14 protein-coding genes are annotated in these 17,799 nt (G+C 74.3%); 9 read left to right on the plus strand and 5 right to left on the minus strand.

Annotated elements, in window-relative coordinates:
- Positions 1–22 precede the first annotated feature (22 nt).
- From ACFRCR_RS00740 to ACFRCR_RS00775, 8 genes are all read left to right on the plus strand, one after another.
- Complete coding sequence (locus tag ACFRCR_RS00740; RefSeq protein WP_377674623.1) at positions 23–1,753, plus strand: GTPase; 1,731 nt, start codon at positions 23–25, stop codon at positions 1,751–1,753.
- The gene (locus ACFRCR_RS00745; protein WP_377674626.1) at positions 1,750–3,336 is read left to right on the plus strand and encodes a GTPase; all 1,587 of its coding nucleotides are present in this window, start codon (positions 1,750–1,752) and stop codon (positions 3,334–3,336) included. Before ACFRCR_RS00740 ends, ACFRCR_RS00745 begins: the two co-directional genes overlap by 4 nt.
- 43 nt (positions 3,337–3,379) lie before the next feature.
- On the plus strand, positions 3,380–4,057 hold the full coding sequence (locus ACFRCR_RS00750) for a single-stranded DNA-binding protein (protein WP_377674628.1): 678 nt from the start codon (positions 3,380–3,382) through the stop codon (positions 4,055–4,057).
- Positions 4,058–4,168: 111 nt separating this feature from the next.
- Positions 4,169–5,851, plus strand: coding sequence for an energy-dependent translational throttle protein EttA (ettA, locus tag ACFRCR_RS00755; protein WP_030150922.1), 1,683 nt, complete (start codon positions 4,169–4,171; stop codon positions 5,849–5,851).
- Positions 5,852–5,985: 134 nt separating this feature from the next.
- Positions 5,986–8,085 carry a dynamin family protein gene (locus ACFRCR_RS00760; protein WP_377674630.1) on the plus strand — a complete coding sequence of 700 codons (2,100 nt, stop codon included), beginning with the start codon at positions 5,986–5,988 and terminating at the stop codon, positions 8,083–8,085.
- Positions 8,085–9,671, plus strand: a complete 1,587-nt coding sequence (locus ACFRCR_RS00765; protein ID WP_377674632.1) for a GTPase family protein — start codon at positions 8,085–8,087, stop codon at positions 9,669–9,671. The genes ACFRCR_RS00760 and ACFRCR_RS00765 overlap by 1 nt, the downstream gene beginning before the upstream one ends.
- Before the next feature lie 83 nt (positions 9,672–9,754).
- The gene (locus ACFRCR_RS00770) at positions 9,755–10,261 is read left to right on the plus strand and encodes a thioesterase family protein (RefSeq protein WP_138824940.1); all 507 of its coding nucleotides are present in this window, start codon (positions 9,755–9,757) and stop codon (positions 10,259–10,261) included.
- Positions 10,262–10,375: 114 nt separating this feature from the next.
- Positions 10,376–11,176, plus strand: a complete 801-nt coding sequence (locus tag ACFRCR_RS00775; RefSeq protein ID WP_377674634.1) for a hypothetical protein — start codon at positions 10,376–10,378, stop codon at positions 11,174–11,176.
- A 23-nt stretch (positions 11,177–11,199) separates the two neighbouring features.
- Here ACFRCR_RS00775 and ACFRCR_RS00780 read toward each other — a convergent pair whose 3' ends face one another.
- From ACFRCR_RS00780 to ptsP, 5 genes are all read right to left on the minus strand, one after another.
- Complete coding sequence (locus tag ACFRCR_RS00780) at positions 11,200–12,822, minus strand: SDR family oxidoreductase (protein WP_377674636.1); 1,623 nt, start codon at positions 12,820–12,822, stop codon at positions 11,200–11,202.
- A gap of 46 nt (positions 12,823–12,868) precedes the next feature.
- Positions 12,869–13,867: a DNA topoisomerase IB gene (locus ACFRCR_RS00785; protein WP_377674638.1), complete on the minus strand. Its 999-nt coding sequence runs from the start codon at positions 13,865–13,867 to the stop codon at positions 12,869–12,871.
- A gap of 48 nt (positions 13,868–13,915) precedes the next feature.
- Entirely contained in the window at positions 13,916–14,893 is a 978-nt protein-coding gene (locus ACFRCR_RS00790; protein WP_377674640.1) for an acyl-CoA thioesterase, read from the minus strand.
- Between the two features lies 1 nt (position 14,894).
- Positions 14,895–15,314: a globin gene (locus tag ACFRCR_RS00795; RefSeq protein ID WP_377674647.1), complete on the minus strand. Its 420-nt coding sequence runs from the start codon at positions 15,312–15,314 to the stop codon at positions 14,895–14,897.
- A gap of 147 nt (positions 15,315–15,461) precedes the next feature.
- Positions 15,462–17,153, minus strand: a complete 1,692-nt coding sequence (ptsP, locus tag ACFRCR_RS00800; protein ID WP_377674642.1) for a phosphoenolpyruvate--protein phosphotransferase — start codon at positions 17,151–17,153, stop codon at positions 15,462–15,464.
- A gap of 355 nt (positions 17,154–17,508) precedes the next feature.
- Here ptsP and ACFRCR_RS00805 point away from each other — a divergent pair, with 355 nt between their 5' ends.
- Entirely contained in the window at positions 17,509–17,739 is a 231-nt protein-coding gene (locus ACFRCR_RS00805) for a glucose PTS transporter subunit EIIB (RefSeq protein WP_030150932.1), read from the plus strand.
- The last annotated feature ends 60 nt before the right edge of the window (positions 17,740–17,799 follow it).

The raw sequence follows: 17,799 nt of genomic DNA on the forward strand, positions 1-17,799 counted from the left end.
GCGAACCACAGAAGATGAACGGGTGACGACCCGACATGCTGCCGACCCTGCCTCGCGGGCTGCGTCCGCCTTCGGCAGGGCGCCCGGCAACACGCCTGGCAACGCCTCCGGCTCGGCCCCCGAGGAGATCGGGACCACCGTCTACGACGTGGGCCGGGACCTGCGCCGCGACGTCGCCGACGCCCGCCTGCCGCTGGACCTCGCGGGTGCCGCGGACGCCGAGGAGGCCCGCAAGCGCCTCCTGAACCAGCTCGACGAGCACCTGCTGCCACGGCTCAAGGAGCTGTCCTCGCCTGCGGTCGTCGTGATCGCGGGGTCGACGGGCGCGGGCAAGTCGACCCTGTACAACTCGCTGCTGGGCGAGGAGGTCTCGACGGCGGGCGTCCTGCGCCCGACGACCCGTGAGCCCGTCTTCGCCTACAACCCGCTCGACGTCGACGTCCTGGTCCACAGCCCCACGACGGCCATGTCGCGCGTGGTCGAGCACGACGGCGTGCCGCGCGGCACGGCGCTGCTCGACGCCCCGGACCTGGACTCGCTCCTCGCGGAGAACCGGTCGACCGCGGCCCAGCTGCTCGAGGCCGCGGACCTGTGGCTCTTCGTGACCACGGCCGCACGCTACGGGGACGCCCTGCCCTGGGTCGCGCTGGGGCAGGCCATGGAGCGTGGCGCGAGCGTCGCGATGGTCCTCAACCGGGTCCCGCAGCACAACCTCACGACGATCCGTGGCGACCTCCTGGCGCGCCTGCGCGAGCACGGCATGGAGGGCGTCCCGCTGTTCGTGATCCCCGACGTCGGCCCGCACGAGGGCATGCTCGACCGCGCGACGGTCGCGCCCATCGCGCGCTGGCTGACGATGCTCGCGGGGCCGGACCGCTCGCGCGCCGTGATCGTGCGCACGCTCAAGGGTTCGCTCGCGGCGCTGCCCGCCTGGGTCACGGGCATCGCGGACGCGGTGCAGGAGCAGGTCGAGGCCGCGGAGGTCGTGCGCGAGACGATCGACCGCGCGCTGCCCGACGCCGAGGCCTCCGCCCGTCGGACCGTCGCCTCGGGCGTGGTGGCCGGGGGATCGGTCGCGTCGCGCTGGGCCCAGCTCGCGGGCGCCGAGAAGATCGACCGCATCAAGGTCCGGCACGGGCTGGCGCGCTCGACCAAGCGCAGGGGGCGCTCGCGCGAGGTCGCGCTCGAACCTCTGCTGGAGGAGGTGCGCGCCGCGGCGACCCGCACGCTGGTCGCGGCGGGGGCGACCGCCGACGACGCGCTGCGCGCCGCGCTGTCCGGCCCGGCGGCCCCTCCGGGTGGCCCGGCGTTCGCCCCAGAGCACGGTGACCCGGTCCGTGAGGCGGCACGCGAGAAGGCCGCGGCGACGCAGGTCCACGAGTGGGTCGCCGTCGCGGACCGCGCCGTCGAGGCGCTGCGTGGTGTCGACGAGCCCGGCATCGCGCCGCAGGAGACGGCGGAGTCGCGCCGGGCCGAGGCCGCCGTCAAGGCGTTCGGCCCCACGGGCCTCGCGACACTGCTCCTCACGGCCGCCGCAGGGTCCGACGACGCCGCTCGCCTCGTGCACAGCCTCCTCGGCGACGCCGGGGACGCGTCGGTCGCGACCCTGACGTCGGACCTCGCGGACCGCGCCGCCGCCGTGGTGGCGCGCGAGTCCGTCGACCTGCACGACCGCCTCGACATCCCCGCCCTCGCACCGGATGCCGCCGTCGGGCTGCGCCTGCGCCTCGCCGAGCTCAGGAGGCTCTCATGACGTCCCACGACACCCAGCTCCGGTCCCGGACCGACGACCTCGCCAAGGCCCTGGACCTCGCGGGCGACCGGCTCGACCCGGAGGTCGCGGCCCGGGTCCGGACCGCGATCGGCGGGGTGCGTGAGCGCCTGGCACTCGGCGTGGACCACACCGTCGTGGCGCTCGCGGGCGGTACGGGCTCGGGCAAGTCGAGCCTCTTCAACCGGATCTCGCGGCTCAACTTCGCGGACGTGGGCGCCAAGCGCCCCACGACGGCCCGCATCACGGCGTGCTCGTGGAGCGACCAGGCGACCGCGCTGCTGGACTGGCTGGAGGTCGACCCGGAGCGTCGCATCACGCGCGGCAGCGAGCTCGACGGTGACGCCGAGCAGGGGCTGGAGGGCCTGGTCCTGCTGGACCTGCCGGACCACGACTCGATCGAGCCCGCGCACCAGGAGGTCGTCAACCGCGTCCTGCCGCTCGTCGACCTGCTCGTGTGGGTCGTGGACCCGCAGAAGTACGCGGACGACGCGCTGCACTCGGGCTACCTGCAGAAGTCGGTCGGCCTCGAGGCGTCGATGGTCGTGGCGCTCAACCAGATTGACACGGTCCCCACGACGCAGCGCGGCAACCTCGTCGCGGACATGGGGCGTCTCCTGGAGGAGGACGGGCTCTCGGGCGTCTTCGTGACGATGGTCTCGGCGCGCACGGGCGAGGGGCTCGGGCAGGTGCGCGAGCTCCTGGAGCAGGCGGTTGCCCGCCGGAGCGTGGCCGCGAGCCGCGTCGCGGGCGAGCTCGACCGCGCGGGGGCGCTCCTGCTCGAGGAGACCCCGGGCGAGGTGCCGTGGACCATGAGCACCGCGGTCGACGAGGAGGTCGCGGCGATCGGTGAGGCCACCGGGCTCTCGGCCGTCGCGGGGCAGGTCGCGGCGGCGGTGCGCAACGGGTACGGCCGCCCCGAGTTCGCCCCGCCGCAGGTCGACGCCGTCGCGCTGTCCCGGAGCCGGTGGCTCGCGCGGGCCGGCAAGGCGTTGCGCCCGGGCTGGAAGCGCGCGCTCGACGAGGCGGTCGCTCCCGCGGACCGGCTGGTCGAGGACACGCAGCGCGCGCTGTCGAAGGTCTCGCTCGACACCCGCGGGCCGTCCTCGGCGCGGGCGACCCGCACCACGGCTCTCGCGGCGATCGGCGTCGCGGTGGTCACGGGGGCGCTCGCGATCCTCAGCTCGCTGGGCGTGCTGGACCTGGACAAGACGATCGTCGCGACGTTCGCGATCGTGGCCGGGGCCGCGGTCCTGGTCGCCCTGGGCTTCTTCCTCGCGGGGATCCAGATCCGTCGCACGCTGGCGCGACGCCGGGAGGCGACGGTCCTGGCCTCGGGTCGCGGCGCCGTCGAGCGGGTGGTCCAGGAGACCATGGGCAGGCCCACGCAGAAGCTCCTCGACGAGCACCGGCGGGTGCGCGAGCTGGCGCAGTCCGCGCGCGACACGGGCAAGGCATCACCGCTCACCGGGCCCCTGACGTTGCCCACAGCCAAGGACCTGAGCGACCTGTCCACAGACGCCCCCACGAGCCAGGACACGGCGACGCGCGAACCGTCAGCCTGAGTGCGTGGTCGGCACCAGGCCGGCCCCGCACCCAGGAGGAACGATGGGCAACGACGTCACGGTGACGCTGGCAGGCTTCATGGGCACGACCCCCAAGCTCTTCACGTCCCCGACCGGGAACGACTTCACGAGCTTCCGCATCGCGAGCACCACGCGCTACCTCGACCGCTCGCGCGGCGAATGGGTCGACGGGCGCACCATCTGGTTCACCGTCAAGGCGTGGCGTGCCATGGCGCAGAACGTCGCGGCGTCGCTGCGCAAGGGCGACGCGGTCGTGGTCACGGGCCGTCTCGCGGTCGACGAGTGGACCAGCCCCGAGGGCCCGCGCACCAACCTCGTGATCGAGGCGAGCGCGCTCGGCCCTGACCTGACGCGCGGTCGCGCGCAGTTCCAGCACACGGTCCACCGCACCGCCCAGCCCGACGGCGCCGCGGACGCCCCGGCGCCCGCCTCGCCCGGCGCGGTCCCGGGCGCGGGGGTCCAGGGGTCCGGTGAGCGGGCGGGCGGCCTGAGCGAGGGACCGGGCGACGGCAGCGCGTGGGACCTGGGCCGCCTGGGAGACCCGTTCCCCGAGGACGACGACGCCGAGCACGGCCTGGTGGACGACGTGCTGGGGGAGCAGGGACCGGGCGCCGACGACGCGGGGCTCACCGCCGAGAAGGTCGGGGCCGACCACACCCACGAGGACGTGCCGACCGGCGAGCTCCTGGCGACGCGCTGAGGCCCGACCGCGTAGGCTGGGGGGTCGAAGACGCCCGCCCCACCTGGGGCACCCCGGGTCCGGGGCGGGCGCACAGCATCCCGCGAGCGATCGAACGGTGGAACAGAGCCAGTGGCTGAGTTCATCTACTCCATGTACAAGGCGCGCAAGGCGCACGGTGACAAGGTCATCCTCGACGACGTCACCCTGAACTTCCTTCCCGGGGCCAAGATCGGTGTGGTCGGCCCCAACGGTGCCGGCAAGTCCACGATCCTGAAGATCATGGCCGGCCTCGAGCAGCCCTCGAACGGTGACGCCCGGCTCTCGCCGGGATACTCGGTCGGCATCCTGCTCCAGGAGCCGCCGCTGAACGAGGAGAAGACGGTCCTCGGCAACGTCGAGGAGGGCGTGGCCGAGATCAAGGGCAAGCTCGACCGCTTCAACGAGATCTCGGCGCTCATGGCCGAGCCGGACGCGGACTTCGACGCCCTGCTCGCCGAGATGGGCACACTGCAGGAGGCCATCGACGCGGCCGACGCGTGGGACCTCGACTCCCAGCTCGAGCAGGCCATGGACGCGCTGCGCTGCCCGCCGCCGGACGCCGACGTGTCGGTGCTCTCGGGTGGTGAGCGCCGCCGTGTCGCGCTCTGCAAGCTCCTCCTCGAGAAGCCCGACCTCCTGCTCCTCGACGAGCCCACCAACCACCTGGACGCCGAGTCGGTCCTGTGGCTCGAGCAGCACCTCGCGTCGTACCCCGGCGCGATCCTCGCCGTGACCCACGACCGCTACTTCCTCGACCACGTCGCGGAGTGGATCTGCGAGGTCGACCGCGGTCGCCTGTACCCCTACGAGGGCAACTACTCCACGTACCTGGAGAAGAAGCAGGAGCGCCTGGCGATCCAGGGCAAGAAGGACCAGAAGCTCGCGAAGCGCCTGAAGGACGAGCTCGAGTGGGTCCGCTCCAACGCGAAGGGCCGCCAGACCAAGTCGAAGGCGCGTCTGGCGCGCTACGAGGAGATGGCTGCCGAGGCGGACCGCACCAGGAAGCTGGACTTCGAGGAGATCCAGATCCCGCCGGGCCCGCGTCTGGGCTCGGTCGTCCTGGAGGCCCAGAACCTGCAGAAGGGCTTCGACGGCCGCCAGCTCATCGACGGGCTGAGCTTCACGCTGCCGCGCAACGGCATCGTCGGCGTGATCGGTCCGAACGGTGTCGGCAAGACGACGCTGTTCAAGACGATCGTGGGCCTCGAGCCGCTCGACGGCGGCGACCTCAAGGTCGGCGAGACCGTGTCGATCTCCTACGTCGACCAGTCACGTGGCGGGATCGACCCCAAGAAGACGCTGTTCGAGGTCGTCTCGGACGGTCTGGACTTCATCAAGGTCGGCAACGTCGAGATGCCCTCACGGGCGTACGTCGCGGCGTTCGGCTTCAAGGGGCCGGACCAGCAGAAGCCGGCCGGCGTGCTCTCGGGTGGTGAGCGCAACCGTCTGAACCTCGCGCTGACCCTCAAGCAGGGTGGAAACCTCCTGCTGCTCGACGAGCCCACCAACGACCTCGACGTCGAGACCCTGGGCTCGCTCGAGAACGCCCTGCTCGAGTTCCCCGGCTGCGCCGTCGTGGTCTCGCACGACCGGTGGTTCCTCGACCGCGTCGCGACGCACATCCTCGCGTACGAGGGCACCGAGGAGGACCCGGCGAACTGGTACTGGTTCGAGGGTAACTTCGCCTCGTACGAGGAGAACAAGATCAGCCGCCTCGGCGCCGACGCGGCGCGCCCGCACCGCGTCACGTACCGCAAGCTGACGCGCGACTGACCAGCGCACGACCTGTGCTCGCCCCCTGACGGGCGGCACCGTGACGAAGGGCCTCCGGCGATCCGCCGGGGGCCCTTCGTCGTCGCGGCGCGCTCACCGTTCGCGCGGGCGCTCCGTCCGGCAGACTGAGGCGCATGACCCACCCGAGCGACGACGCCGTCCCGCCCGTCGGCGGTGCTCCCGACGACGGTCCCACCGACGCGGGCGACGGCCGATCCCGCGCTCTCGGCACCCCCGACCAGGGCCTCGACGAGGCCGGTCATGGTCGCCACGCGGCGGACGAGGACCCCGGCGCGGGGAACGTGCCCGCGCGGACGCCGCAGGGCACCGACGAGCTCGTCGCGTCGCTCGACGTCCTGCGGGGCGAGCTCACCGCGCAGCGCCTTCCCCTCGTGACGCCCGGCGTCGAGGACGACCGTCGGACGCTGGCGCTCGCGGTCGACCAGCTCGACGACTACCTGCTCCCGCGCCTGCGGTCGCGGTCCGCGCCGCTGCTGGTGGTCGTCGGTGGCTCGACGGGGGCGGGCAAGTCGACCCTCGTGAACTCGGTCCTGGGGGAGAAGGTCACGGTGCCGGGGGTCCTGCGGCCCACGACCCGCTCGCCCGTGCTGGTGCACCACCCGCTCGACGCCCGCTGGTTCAGCACGGACCGCGTCCTGCCGGGGCTCGCGCGCGTCACGGGGCCCGCGGACCACGGTTCCGCCGAGGGGGCGCAGCGGTCGGTCCGGCTGGTCGCGTCCGAGGTCCTGCCGCCGGGTCTGGCCCTCCTCGACGCCCCGGACGTCGACTCGGTCGTGGTCGAGAACCGCGAGCTCGCCGCGCAGCTCCTGGGGGCCGCGGACCTGTGGCTCTTCGTGACCACGGCCGCCCGCTACGCCGACGCGGTGCCCTGGGACCTGCTCCACGAGGCCGCGACCCGGCGCGCGCAGGTGGCGCTCGTCCTGGACCGCGTGGATCCCGGTGCGGAGGCCGTCGGCGCGGACCTCCAGCGGCTGGCCTCGGAGAACGGCCTGGGCGACGCGCCGATCTTCGTCGTGCCCGAGGCGCCGCTCGTGGACGGCCTGCTGCCCGAGACCGCGGTCGGGGAGATCTCGCGCTGGTTGACCGCGCTCGGCGGCGACGCGGGTGCACGCTCGGCAGTGATCGACGCGACGCGGGACGGTGTGGTCGACGACCTGGTGCGGCGCGCGCTGCGGCTCGCGGGCGCGGTCGACGTGCAGCACGAGGCCGACGACCACCTGCGGTCCTCGGTCGACGCGGCGTACGACGACGCGCGGCGCACGGTCCTGGCCGCGACGAGCGACGGCGCGATGCTGCGCGGCGAGGTCCTCGCGCGCTGGCAGGACTTCGTGGGTACGGGCGAGTTCTTCCGGGCGGTCGAGCAGAAGGTCGGTTCGGTCCGCGACGCGATCGGCGGCTTCTTCCGCGGCAAGGGACGCAAGGTCCCGGGTGTCGAGGAGGCGATCTCGCACGGCCTGGAGTCCGTGGTGCTCGACGCCGCGGAGGAGGCCGCCGAGCGCACCTACCGTGCGTGGCGTGCCGACCCGGCCGGAACCGCGCTGCTCGACGGGCTCGACCTCTCCCGCGCCTCGGCCTCCCTGCGGACCCGGGTCGCGGAGGAGATCCGGGGCTGGCAGTCCGACGTCCTCGCGCTCGTGGGCGAGCAGGCCGCGGGCAGGCGCGGTACGGCGCGTGCGCTGTCCTTCGGGCTCAACGGCCTGGGCGTGGCGCTCATGATCCTCGTGTTCGCCTCGACGGGCGGCATCACCGGGGCGGAGATCGGGATCGCCGGCGGGACCGCGGTCCTCGCGCAGAAGCTCCTGGAGGCCGTGTTCGGTGACGACGCGGTCCGCCGCCTGACTCGCACCGCGCAGGACCGGCTCGCGGACCGCGTCGCGGCGGTCCTCGACGGCGAGGCCCGACGCTACACGTCGCAGCTCGACGCTCTCGGCACGGGGGACGCCACGGGTGCCCCGCTCCGGGCCGCGGCGTACGCCGTGCGCCAGGCCGCACGGCGCGAGCAGAAGACCCGCGACCGGGCGGACGCGACAGGGGAGGTGAGCGGCGCCGTCGGGCAGGGGGGTGCTCTGCGCGGGGCGCGCGCCGTCCCCGCGTCCGTACCACCTGACGACACCGACACCTCGGTGACCGAGCGGCCCGGGTTCTGGCGCCGGCTGTTCGGCGCCCGTCCGGGCGAGCCGGGCGAAGCCGCACCCACCGGGGACGAGCGCTGATGGCCCGCCTCGACCTGACGGCGCGCGTCGCCGCGCTCGAGACCGCGGTCTCGGCCGGCACTGCCCGCCTCCCCGACGACCTGCTCGACGACGCGCGCGCCGTCCTCGCGCGCACCGCGACGCGCACCGCGCTGTCGGCAGAGCACACGGTCGTCGCGCTCGCGGGCTCGACCGGGTCGGGCAAGTCCTCGCTGTTCAACGCGATCGCCCGTGCCCCGCTCGCCCGCCCGGGCATCACGCGCCCGACGACGGCGCGACCGATGGCGGTCGTCTGGGGGCCGGGGGCCGATCCCTTGCTGAGCTGGCTCGAGGTCGGGGACCGCCACCACGCCGCGGACCGCGCGGGGGTGGCCACCGACGGCCTCGTGCTGCTCGACCTGCCGGACCACGACTCCGTCGTGACCGAGCATCGCGCGATCGCCGAGCGCCTGGTCGAGCGTGTCGACCTGCTCGTGTGGGTCGTCGACCCGCAGAAGTACGCCGACGCGGCGCTGCACGAGCGGTACCTGCGCCCGCTCGCGGGGCACGGTGACGTCGTCGTGGTCGTGCTCAACCAGATCGACCGGCTGACCCCCGAGGAGGCGACCGCGTGCCTCGCGGACCTGCGCCGGCTCGTGGCCGAGGACGGCCTCGTCTCGGCGCGCGTGCTGGGCGTCTCGGCGACGACGGGGCAGGGGATCGACGAGCTCGACGCGCTCCTGGACCAGGCGGCCGCCCGGCGCGAGGCCGCGGTCGCGCGCATGGTCGCGGACCTGCGCGGCGTCGCATGTCGGATCGCCGACGCGTGCGGGGACAAGGTGCCCGAGCGGTCGCAGGACGCAGCGCGCTCACGGCTCGTCGACGCCCTCGAGGCCGCGGCCGGGGTGCCGACCGTGGTCGACGCCGTCCGTGGTTCGGCGAACCGGCGCGCCCGAGCCGCGACCGGGTGGCCGCCCACGCGCTGGATCGGGAGGCTGCGCGTGGACCCCCTACGGCGTCTCGGGCTCGCGCGCGGCACGGACCGGCCCGACCTCGCCCGGACGTCCGTCCCCCGTGCCTCGCCCACGGTCGCGGCCCGCGCGCACGTCGCTGTCCGCGAGTACGTGTCGACCATGACCGCGGGTGCACCGCAGGACTGGGCGCTCGCCGCGCGGGAGCGCGTGACCGACAGCACCGGGGGGCTGGCCGACGAGCTCGACCAGGCGGTCGCGGGCACCGAGCTCGAGGCCGCGCGGCGCCCGCGCTGGTGGGGCGTGGTCAGCTTCCTCCAGTGGGTCGTGCTGGGTGCCCTGGTCGTGGGGCTCGTCTGGCTGGGCGTGCTCGCGGTGCTCGCCTACCTCCAGCTCCCGGCCCCTGAGACCCCGGTGTGGCGTGGATTCCCGTGGCCGACCCTGCTGGTCGTGGGCGGGGTGGTGGTCGGCGTCGTGCTGGCTCTCGCGGCGCGCGTCGCGGGGGCCCTCGGTGCCCGACGGCGTGCGGCCCGTGCGCGTCGCAGGCTGCGGGAGAGCATCGCGAAGGTCGCGGGGCGTCTCGTCTGGCTGCCGGTCGCGGAGGAGCTCTCGGCGCTCACCACGTGCCGCGTGGCCGCCCAGGTCGCGGCGACCTGAGGCGGGCGTAAGGTGACCCGGGTGCCTCCCCGCCGATCCCCGGCGGACGAGAGGCGCGAGCCCCACGCGAAGAAAGGACTTCCATGACCCGCCTGCACGTCCCCGTCGCCCTGCGCTGGTCCGACCTCGACGCCTACCAGCACGTCAACAACGTCGAGATGCTGCGGCTCCTGGAGGATGCCCGCATCACCGCGTTCTGGCGCCACCCCGAGGCCTCGATCGAGGAGAGCTGGCCCACGGCGGTCCTCGACACGGGCCCGCACGCGACGTCGCACACCCTGGTCGCCCGGCAGGAGATCGAGTACCTGCGGCCGCTGGGGTTCACGCGGAGCCCGGTGCGCGTCGAGATGTGGCTCGGGCACCTGGGTGGAGCGAGCCTCGAGGTCTGCTACGAGGTGCACACCGAGTGGCCCGACGGTGCCGAGCGCACGGGGCCCTCGATCGGCAGCCGGCCTTATGCGAAGGCAGCGACGACGATCGTGGTTGTCGACGCGGCGACGGGCGCCCCGCGACGCATCACCGAGCCCGAGCGTGCGGCCTGGCAGCCGTTCGTCGAGGAGCCGCTCGAGTTCCGTCGCCGGGGGCGCTGATCCCGCCCGGCCCGCCCGACGCCCCCGGTGTTCTCGCCGTCGGGGGATGCGTCCGCCGGTCCGGTGACGAACACGACCGTGACGGATACCCCCGGTAGATGTCATGATGCGCGCGTGGACACCGTAGAGGTTGTGGGCGCCGACGTGGCCGTCGACGCCGGACCCGAAGACGTTCTGCCCGTTCTGCCCCGGTCCGAGCCGCCCCTCTCCGACGTCGAGCTCGAGCTCGACGCCGTGGACTGGGGCGCCTACCAGGGTGCGTTCGGCGCGGCCGACGTGGTCCCTGCCCTGGTGCGCGCCGTCGTCGGACCGGCGGGTGCGGAGCAGGACGAGGCGCTCGACCTGCTGTGGCAGGTCGTGAACCACGAGGGTGCCCTCTACGGGGTGTCGGTGCCCGCGCTGCGCGTGCTCGCCGCGGTGGTGCGGGACGACAGCCAGCCCGAGGACGTGCGCAGCGGGGTCGCGCTCCTCCTGCTGACCATGGGCGCCGCCCACCTGCCCGGCGAGCCGGCCGACCAGGTCGACCTCCAGCTCGAGGTGCTGCTCGCCGCGCAGGAAGTCCTGCCCGGCCTCGACGAGTCCTTCCTCCACGGCCCCCGGACGCTCCAGGTCGCGTTGCTCGCGTTCCAGGCCGTCACGGGAGAGGCCACGTCCGCCGCGGGGCGTGCGGCCATCGCCCGTCTCGTCGCGGCCGACGAGCCGCTGCTCGCCGCGATCGCCTCGCTCACGTTCGACCTGGTCTCGGGAGCCGTGCCCGCCCGCGGCGCCGTGCACCGACCCGGTGTGCTCGACGAGGACATCCGCGAGCTCATCGAGGACTACGCCGACCTCACCGACGTCACGCTCGCCGGCATGGTCGTCAGCGAGACCGCGTTCGCCCTCGTCGACCGGATGCTCACCGCGCTCGAGGAGTAGGGCTCCGCGGCAGGTCGTCCGACCTAGGGCTTGCCCGCTGCCGCAGCCCGCTCCGCGGCCTCGGCGATGTTCTTCTGCATGCCCCCGAACACGACGCCGTGGAACGGCGCGACCGACCACCAGTACGCCTGCCCGGCGAGCCCGTGGGGGTGGAACAACGCCCGCTGCGCGAAGTAGGACCGTCCCGGCCCGGACGCCTCCTCGGGAGCGGGACCGGCGTCGTCGGGCCCCGTGATCTCCTCGGCCGACTCGTCGACGCGCAGCTCGAGCCACGCGAGACCCGGCAGCCGCATCTCGGCGCGCAGCAGCAGGCGACGGCCGGGCTCGATGGCCTCGACCCGCCAGAAGTCCAGGACGTCGTCGACCACGAGCGTGCGCTCGTCGCGGCGCCCGCGCCGCAGGCCCGGCCCGCCCGAGAGCCGGTCGAGGAGCCCGCGCACCCGCCACGCGAGCGACCACGAGTACCAGCCGCGCTGCCCGCCGATCGACTCGATCACGGACCACAGGACGTCGCCCGGGGCGTCGACGACGCGTCGGCGCTCGTCGACGTAGAGCGAGCCGCCCGCCCAGTCGGGGTCGGAGGGCAGAGGGTCGCTGGGCGCTCCCTCGACCGCGGCCGATGACCAGCGCGTGGTCACCTCGCCGTCGTGGACGCGCTGCAGCGCGAGCTCGACCGCCCGGCGGAAGCCGATCAGCCCGTCGGGCGGGTCGGGGACGTACCGCGCGATGTCGTGCTCGTCGCACACGACCTCGTGGACCAGGGACTCGACCAGGGGTCGTGCGATGCTCGCGGGCACGGGGGTCACGAGACCCACCCAGTGGCTCGACAGGCGCGGCGTCAGGACCGGCACGCTCACGATCAGGCGCCGCGGGAGCCCCGCGACCTGCGCGTAGCCCTGCATCATCTGCCGGTAGGTCAGGACGTCGGGGCCGCCGACGTCGAACGCGCGCGAGACGTCCGCGGGCATCGTCGCGCTGCCCACGAGGTAGCGCAGCACGTCACGGATAGCGATCGGCTGGATGCGGTTGTCGACCCAGCGCGGCGTCGTCATCGCGGGCAGGCGCTCGGTGAGGTAGCGCATCATCTCGAACGACGCCGAGCCCGACCCGAGGATCACCGCGGCCTGCAGGACCGTCGTCGGGACGCCCGAGGCCAGCAGGATCTCGCCCACCTCCTTGCGCGAGGCCAGGTGCGGGGACAGGTCCGCGTCGTCGACGTCGGGGAACAGGCCGCCCAGGTAGACGATCCGCCCGACGCCCGCCTCGCGGGCCGCCCGGGCGAACGTCAGGGCCGTGCGCCGGTCGCGGGTCGCGAACGAGCGGCCCGTGCCGAGCGAGTGGATCAGGTAGTACGCGACGTCCGCCCCCCGCAGGCCCTCACGGATCTGGTCGAGGTCCGACGCGTCGGCCTGGACCAGGTCCACGTGCTGGGCCCACTCGCGGCCGGCCAGGCGTTCGGGGCGGCGGGCGATCGCGCGCACGCGGTGCCCGGCGCCCAGGAGTTCGGGGACGAGGCGGCCGCCGACGTAGCCCGTCACCCCCGTGACGGCGACGGTCAGAGGTCGGGGCCCCGCGACGGGCACGGTGGGCCCGCTGGCAGGGGCGGTCGCGGTGGGCGGGGGAGCGGCGTCGTCGGTGGGAGTCATGGTGCTCCCCATGGTGACCCGGGGGACGGCGGCTCGCGACCGGCCGTCACCCGAGCAGGTCCAGCACGGCGCGCTCGGCCGCGGCCTGGCTGCGCCGCCCGCCCAGGAGCGGCTCGATGGTCTGCCCGCGCTCCCAGAGGTCGACCAGTCGAGGATCGATGTACGACGAGCGGGCGACGGCCGGGGTGTTGCCGAGCTCGTCGGCGACGTCCCGGACCACGCCCGCGACCACGGCCCGCCGGGCGCGGGCCGTGGCGGGTGGTGCACCCGCGTCCGCGAGGGCGCGGGCGGCCAGGACGGTGGCGTGCCAGGTGCGGAAGTCCTTCGCGGTCGCGTCCTCGCCCAGGTGTTCCTTGAGATAGGCGGTCACGTCCGCGCTCGTCACGTCGTGCCAGACGACGCCGCCCGGCGTCTCCTCGCGCCACGCGAGCAGGTCGCCCGCGTCCCGACGTCGCACGAGCGTCGTGACGATCTCGCGGACCCGCTCGTCCTCGACGACGACGTCGCGCACCTGCCCCGACTTCGCGGGGTAGTGGAAGTGGACCGAGCCGTCGCGCCGCACGCGCACGTGCTCGGTGCGCAGGGTCGCGAGCCCGTAGCTGCCGTTCTGCTTCGCGTACGCCTCGCTGCCTGCCCGGAAGTACGCGAGGTCCAGGAGCCGGAAGGCGAGCGCGAGGACCTTGGCCCGCGGCATCCCGTCCAGCGCGAGGTCCTTGGCGACCCGGCGGCGCGCGGCAGGGAGCCGGGCGCCGACCGCGAGGACGTGGTCGAACTTGCGGCGGGCCCTGCGCTCACGCCACTGGTCGTGGTACAGGTACTGGCCGCGTCCCGCGTCGTCGTACCCGAAGGCCTGGATGTGGCCGTCCGGGAACCGGCAGATCCACACGTCAGACCAGGCGGGCGGGACGACCAGGCGGGCGCAGCGGGCGACCTCGTCGGGATCGGTCAGCCGGGAGCCGTCCACGTCGAGGTACGAGAACCCCTTCCCGTGGCGGCGTCGGCCGTACCCGGGAGAGGAGACCGAGACACGGCGCAGGCGGACCATCCGGTCATCCTGCCCCGTGCCCCGGCGACTCGCTCGTCAGCCGCGCGATCAGACCGGCAGCCGCAGCATGCCCTCCTGCGCGATGCTCGCCACGAGGCGACCGTCGCGCGTGAAGACGCGTGCGGCGCCGAGGCCCCGCCCGCCCTGCGCGCTCGGCGAGGACTGGACGTAGAGCAGCCAGTCGTCGACGCGTGCGTCGCGGTGCCACCACATGGCGTGGTCGAGGCTCGCGATCGAGGCACCGGGCGTGACCCAGCTCGACCCGGTCTTGCGCAGCACGGGCTCGAGCATGATCTGGTCGCACGCGTACGCCATGAGGGCGCGGTGCAGGAGCTGGTCGCCCTCGACGGGGCCGCGTGCCCTCATCCACACCATCTGCTGGTCGGTGCGCTCGGCACCGGGGCCCAGGTAGAGCGAGCCGCCCACGTGGCGCAGGTCGAACGCGGCCTCGTGCGAGCGTGAGCGCGCGGCGGGGTGCGGGATCTTGCCGAGCTCGTCGAACGCCGACGGCAGGGTCTCGGGGTCCGGGGCCTCGGGCATGGGCGACGTGTGCTCGACGCCGTCCTGCTCCTCCTGGAACGACGCGATCATCGACAGGATCGGCTTGCCGTGCTGGACGGCGTGCGTGCGACGTGCGCTGAACGAGCGGCCGTCGCGCAGCTTCTCGACCGCGAACTCGATGGGGGCGTCGAGGTCGCCCGCGCGCAGGAAGTACCCGTGCATCGAGTGGGGTCGGCGATCACCCTCGACGGTCAGGCCCGCGGCGATGAGCGCCTGGGCGAGGACCTGGCCGCCGTAGATCCGGGCGTTGGGCTGGTCGACGCTCAGGCCGCCGAAGCGCACGTCGGCGCCGTCGGAACGCGAGTCGTCGGCGGGCTTCTCCTCGAGCTGGAGCGCGCGCAGCAGGTTGCCGAGCGGGTCGCGCGCGAGCTCGTCCGCCGTGACCTTGGTGCGCAGGGGCTCGGGCTGGTCGCGGTGCTCGGACTGGTCGGCCGAGGCCGTCTGGGGGGCCGTCACGTCGGTCACGTCACTCCTCGAAGGTGTTGATCAGCGAGTGGGCAGCACGTTCCAGGTAGTCCCAGAGCGTGGCCTCGTGCAGCGGGGCGAGGTCGAGCGAGTCGACGCCGGCACGCATGTGAGCGAGCCAGCGGTCCCTCGCGTCGGGGTTGACCTTGAACGGGGCGTGGCGCATGCGCAGGCGGGGGTGGCCGCGCTGCTCCGAATAGGTCGTGGGCCCGCCCCAGTACTGCTCGAGGAACATGGTCAGCCGGACCTTGGCGGGGCCGAGGTCCTCCTCGGGGTACATGGGCTTGAGGACGGGGTCCGCGGCCACTCCCTCGTAGAACACGTCGACGAGCCGGACGAAGGTCTCGTGCCCCCCGATCGCGTCGTAGAAGCTGTCGGAGGACGCGACGGACTCGCGCAGGCGCGGTGCCGCGGGGGTCACCGGGAGGGCAGCGGGGGAGCCGCCGGGCAGCGGTGCGGGCGTGCCGCCGGGGTGGGGGACGGGATCGCTGGTCACGCGGCCATCATCCCATCCGGTCGCGCACGCCCGGGCGTTCGGGCGACGTGACGCTCGCCGCTGTCGGGCTCCTCACAGCCCCAGCTCGTCGAGCTGCGGGAGTGCCGCCCGGACCGTGGCGCGCGCGTCGGCCGCGCTCTCGGCCGCGAGCGCGAGCTGCGCGACCTCGCGGCACTCGGCGATCGTGACCGCACCCAGCAGCGCGGCGACGTCGGGGATCGCGCGCGCGGTCATCGACAGCGAGGACACGCCGAGCCCGACGAGCACGGCCGCGAGCACGGGGTTCGACGCCGCCTCGCCGCACACGCCCACGGGCCGCCCCTGGAGGTCCCCGCCGCGGCAGGTCGCGGCGACGAGCTGGAGGACCGCGGGCTGCCAGGGGTCGCTGAGCTCCGCGAGCGAGCCGAGGAGGCGGTCGGCCGCCATGGTGTACTGCGTGAGGTCGTTGGTGCCGATCGAGGCGAAGTGCGCGCGGGCGAGCACGGGACCGGCGAGCAGGGCCGCGCTGGGCACCTCGATCATGACGCCCGCGGTGTCGAGCCCGTGGGCCGCGCACCGGGAGACGAACCACTCGGTCTCGGCGACGGTCGAGACCATGGGCGCCATGACCCACACCACGGCTTCCTCGGCCGCGGCCGCGAGCGAGATGGCCTCGAGCTGCTGCTCCAGGAGGTCGGGCCACTTCTCGGAGGTGCGCAGCCCGCGGACCCCGAGGGCAGGGTTCTCCTCGTCGTCGACCGACAGGAAGTGCAGGGGCTTGTCCGCGCCCGAGTCGAGCGTGCGGATCACGACCTTGCGGCCGGGGAAGGCGTGGAAGACCGTGCGGTAGGCGGCGACCTGCTCGGCGATCGTCGGCGGCTCCTCGCGGTCGAGGAACGCGAACTCGGACCGGAAGAGCCCCACGCCCTCGGCCCCGGCGGCCGCGGCGGGCTCGGCGCCCGCGGGGTCGCCGATGTTGGCCAGGAGCTGGACCCGGTGGCCGTCCGCGGTGCGTCCTTCGCCCGAGAAGGTCCGCACGGTCGCGGCGAGCGCCCGGGCGGTCGCGACCTGCTCGTCCGTGGGGTGGACCAGGACCGTCCCCGCCGACCCGTCGACGAGGACCGTGTCGCCCGCGTCGAGCGCCTCGCTCGCCCCGGCCGCGGCGACGACCGCGGGGATGCCCATGGCGTTGGCGACGATCGCGGTGTGCGACGTGGGCCCGGCGCCGTCGGTCACGATCGCGAGCACGCGCGCCGGGTCGAGGCCTGCGGTCACCGACGGGGCCAGGTCGAGCGCGACGAGCACGAACGGTTCGGGGTGGTCGGGCACGCCCGGCGCGGGACGGCCCGAGAGCGCGGCGACGATCCGGTCGCGCACGTCCGCGATGTCGCGCGCGCGCTCGGCGAAGTACCCGCCGAGGGCCTCGAACTGCTGCGCGACCGACTCGGCGGCCTCCCACACGGCACGCTCGGCGATCAGGTGCTCGTCGACGACGCGCCGTTCGGCGTCGGCCGCGAGCGTGGGGTCGGCGGCCATCGCGGCCGTGGCCTCCAGGACGTCGCGCGTGTCCCCGGTCGCGGCGACCGCGGCTCGTTCGAGGTCTGCCTGCACCTGGGCGGCTGCGACCGGGATGCGGTCGGCCTCTGCGCGCAGGTCGGCCGTGGGACGCAGGCGGAGCCCGGGGGAGGGTTCCGCGAGCGGTTCGGGCAGGAAGACGACCGGCCCGACGACCTTCCCGGGGCACACCCCGATGCCGGTGATCGTCCGCTGTTCCTCGCTGGCCACGACGTCCTCCTGAGCTCGCCCGGTCCCGGCGGTCGGCCGGGTTCCCCTATCTGGCAGTGTTCCCCAGCCGTGAGCCGAGCGCCAAGCGGGCAGCCGCGCGTGGCCGCGGCAGACGCGCCCGCCCGACGGCGGCGCACGGGTCCGGCGTCCGGGTCGCCCAGCGCGAGGACCCGAGGGGGCGGGACGAGCGGGACCTGCCGAGCGGGCGGGTGGTGCGTGGCGCCGTCGGGCGGGGAAATCGCCCGCTGTTCTCCCTCGCCGGCCCGTGCTGTGAGACTAGGGTGGAGGAAAGAGGCCTGTTCGCAGGCCTTCCCCCGGCAACGGCGCCCGCAGCACAGGAGTCAGGAGTTCGTAGATGAGCAAGGCACAGCAGATCCTCGAGGCGCTCGGTGGCCAGTCGAACGTGGTCGACCTCGAACCCTGCATCACCAGGCTGCGCGTCGAGGTGACCAACCCGGCGCTCGTCGACGAGGTCGGGCTCAAGGCCACGGGGGCGTTCGGCGTGGTGCGCTCGGGCCGCGTCATCCAGGTGATCGTGGGCCCGGAGGCCGACAACCTCGCCGCAGAGCTCGACACGCTGCGCTGACACGAGCAGATGCCACCGACCGGTTCCGTACCTCCCGCAGGGACCGGCTCGTCCACGGAC

The organism is Oerskovia sp. NPDC056781, assembly GCF_042789955.1.
Taxonomy (GTDB): Bacteria; Actinomycetota; Actinomycetes; order Actinomycetales; family Cellulomonadaceae; genus Oerskovia; species Oerskovia rustica.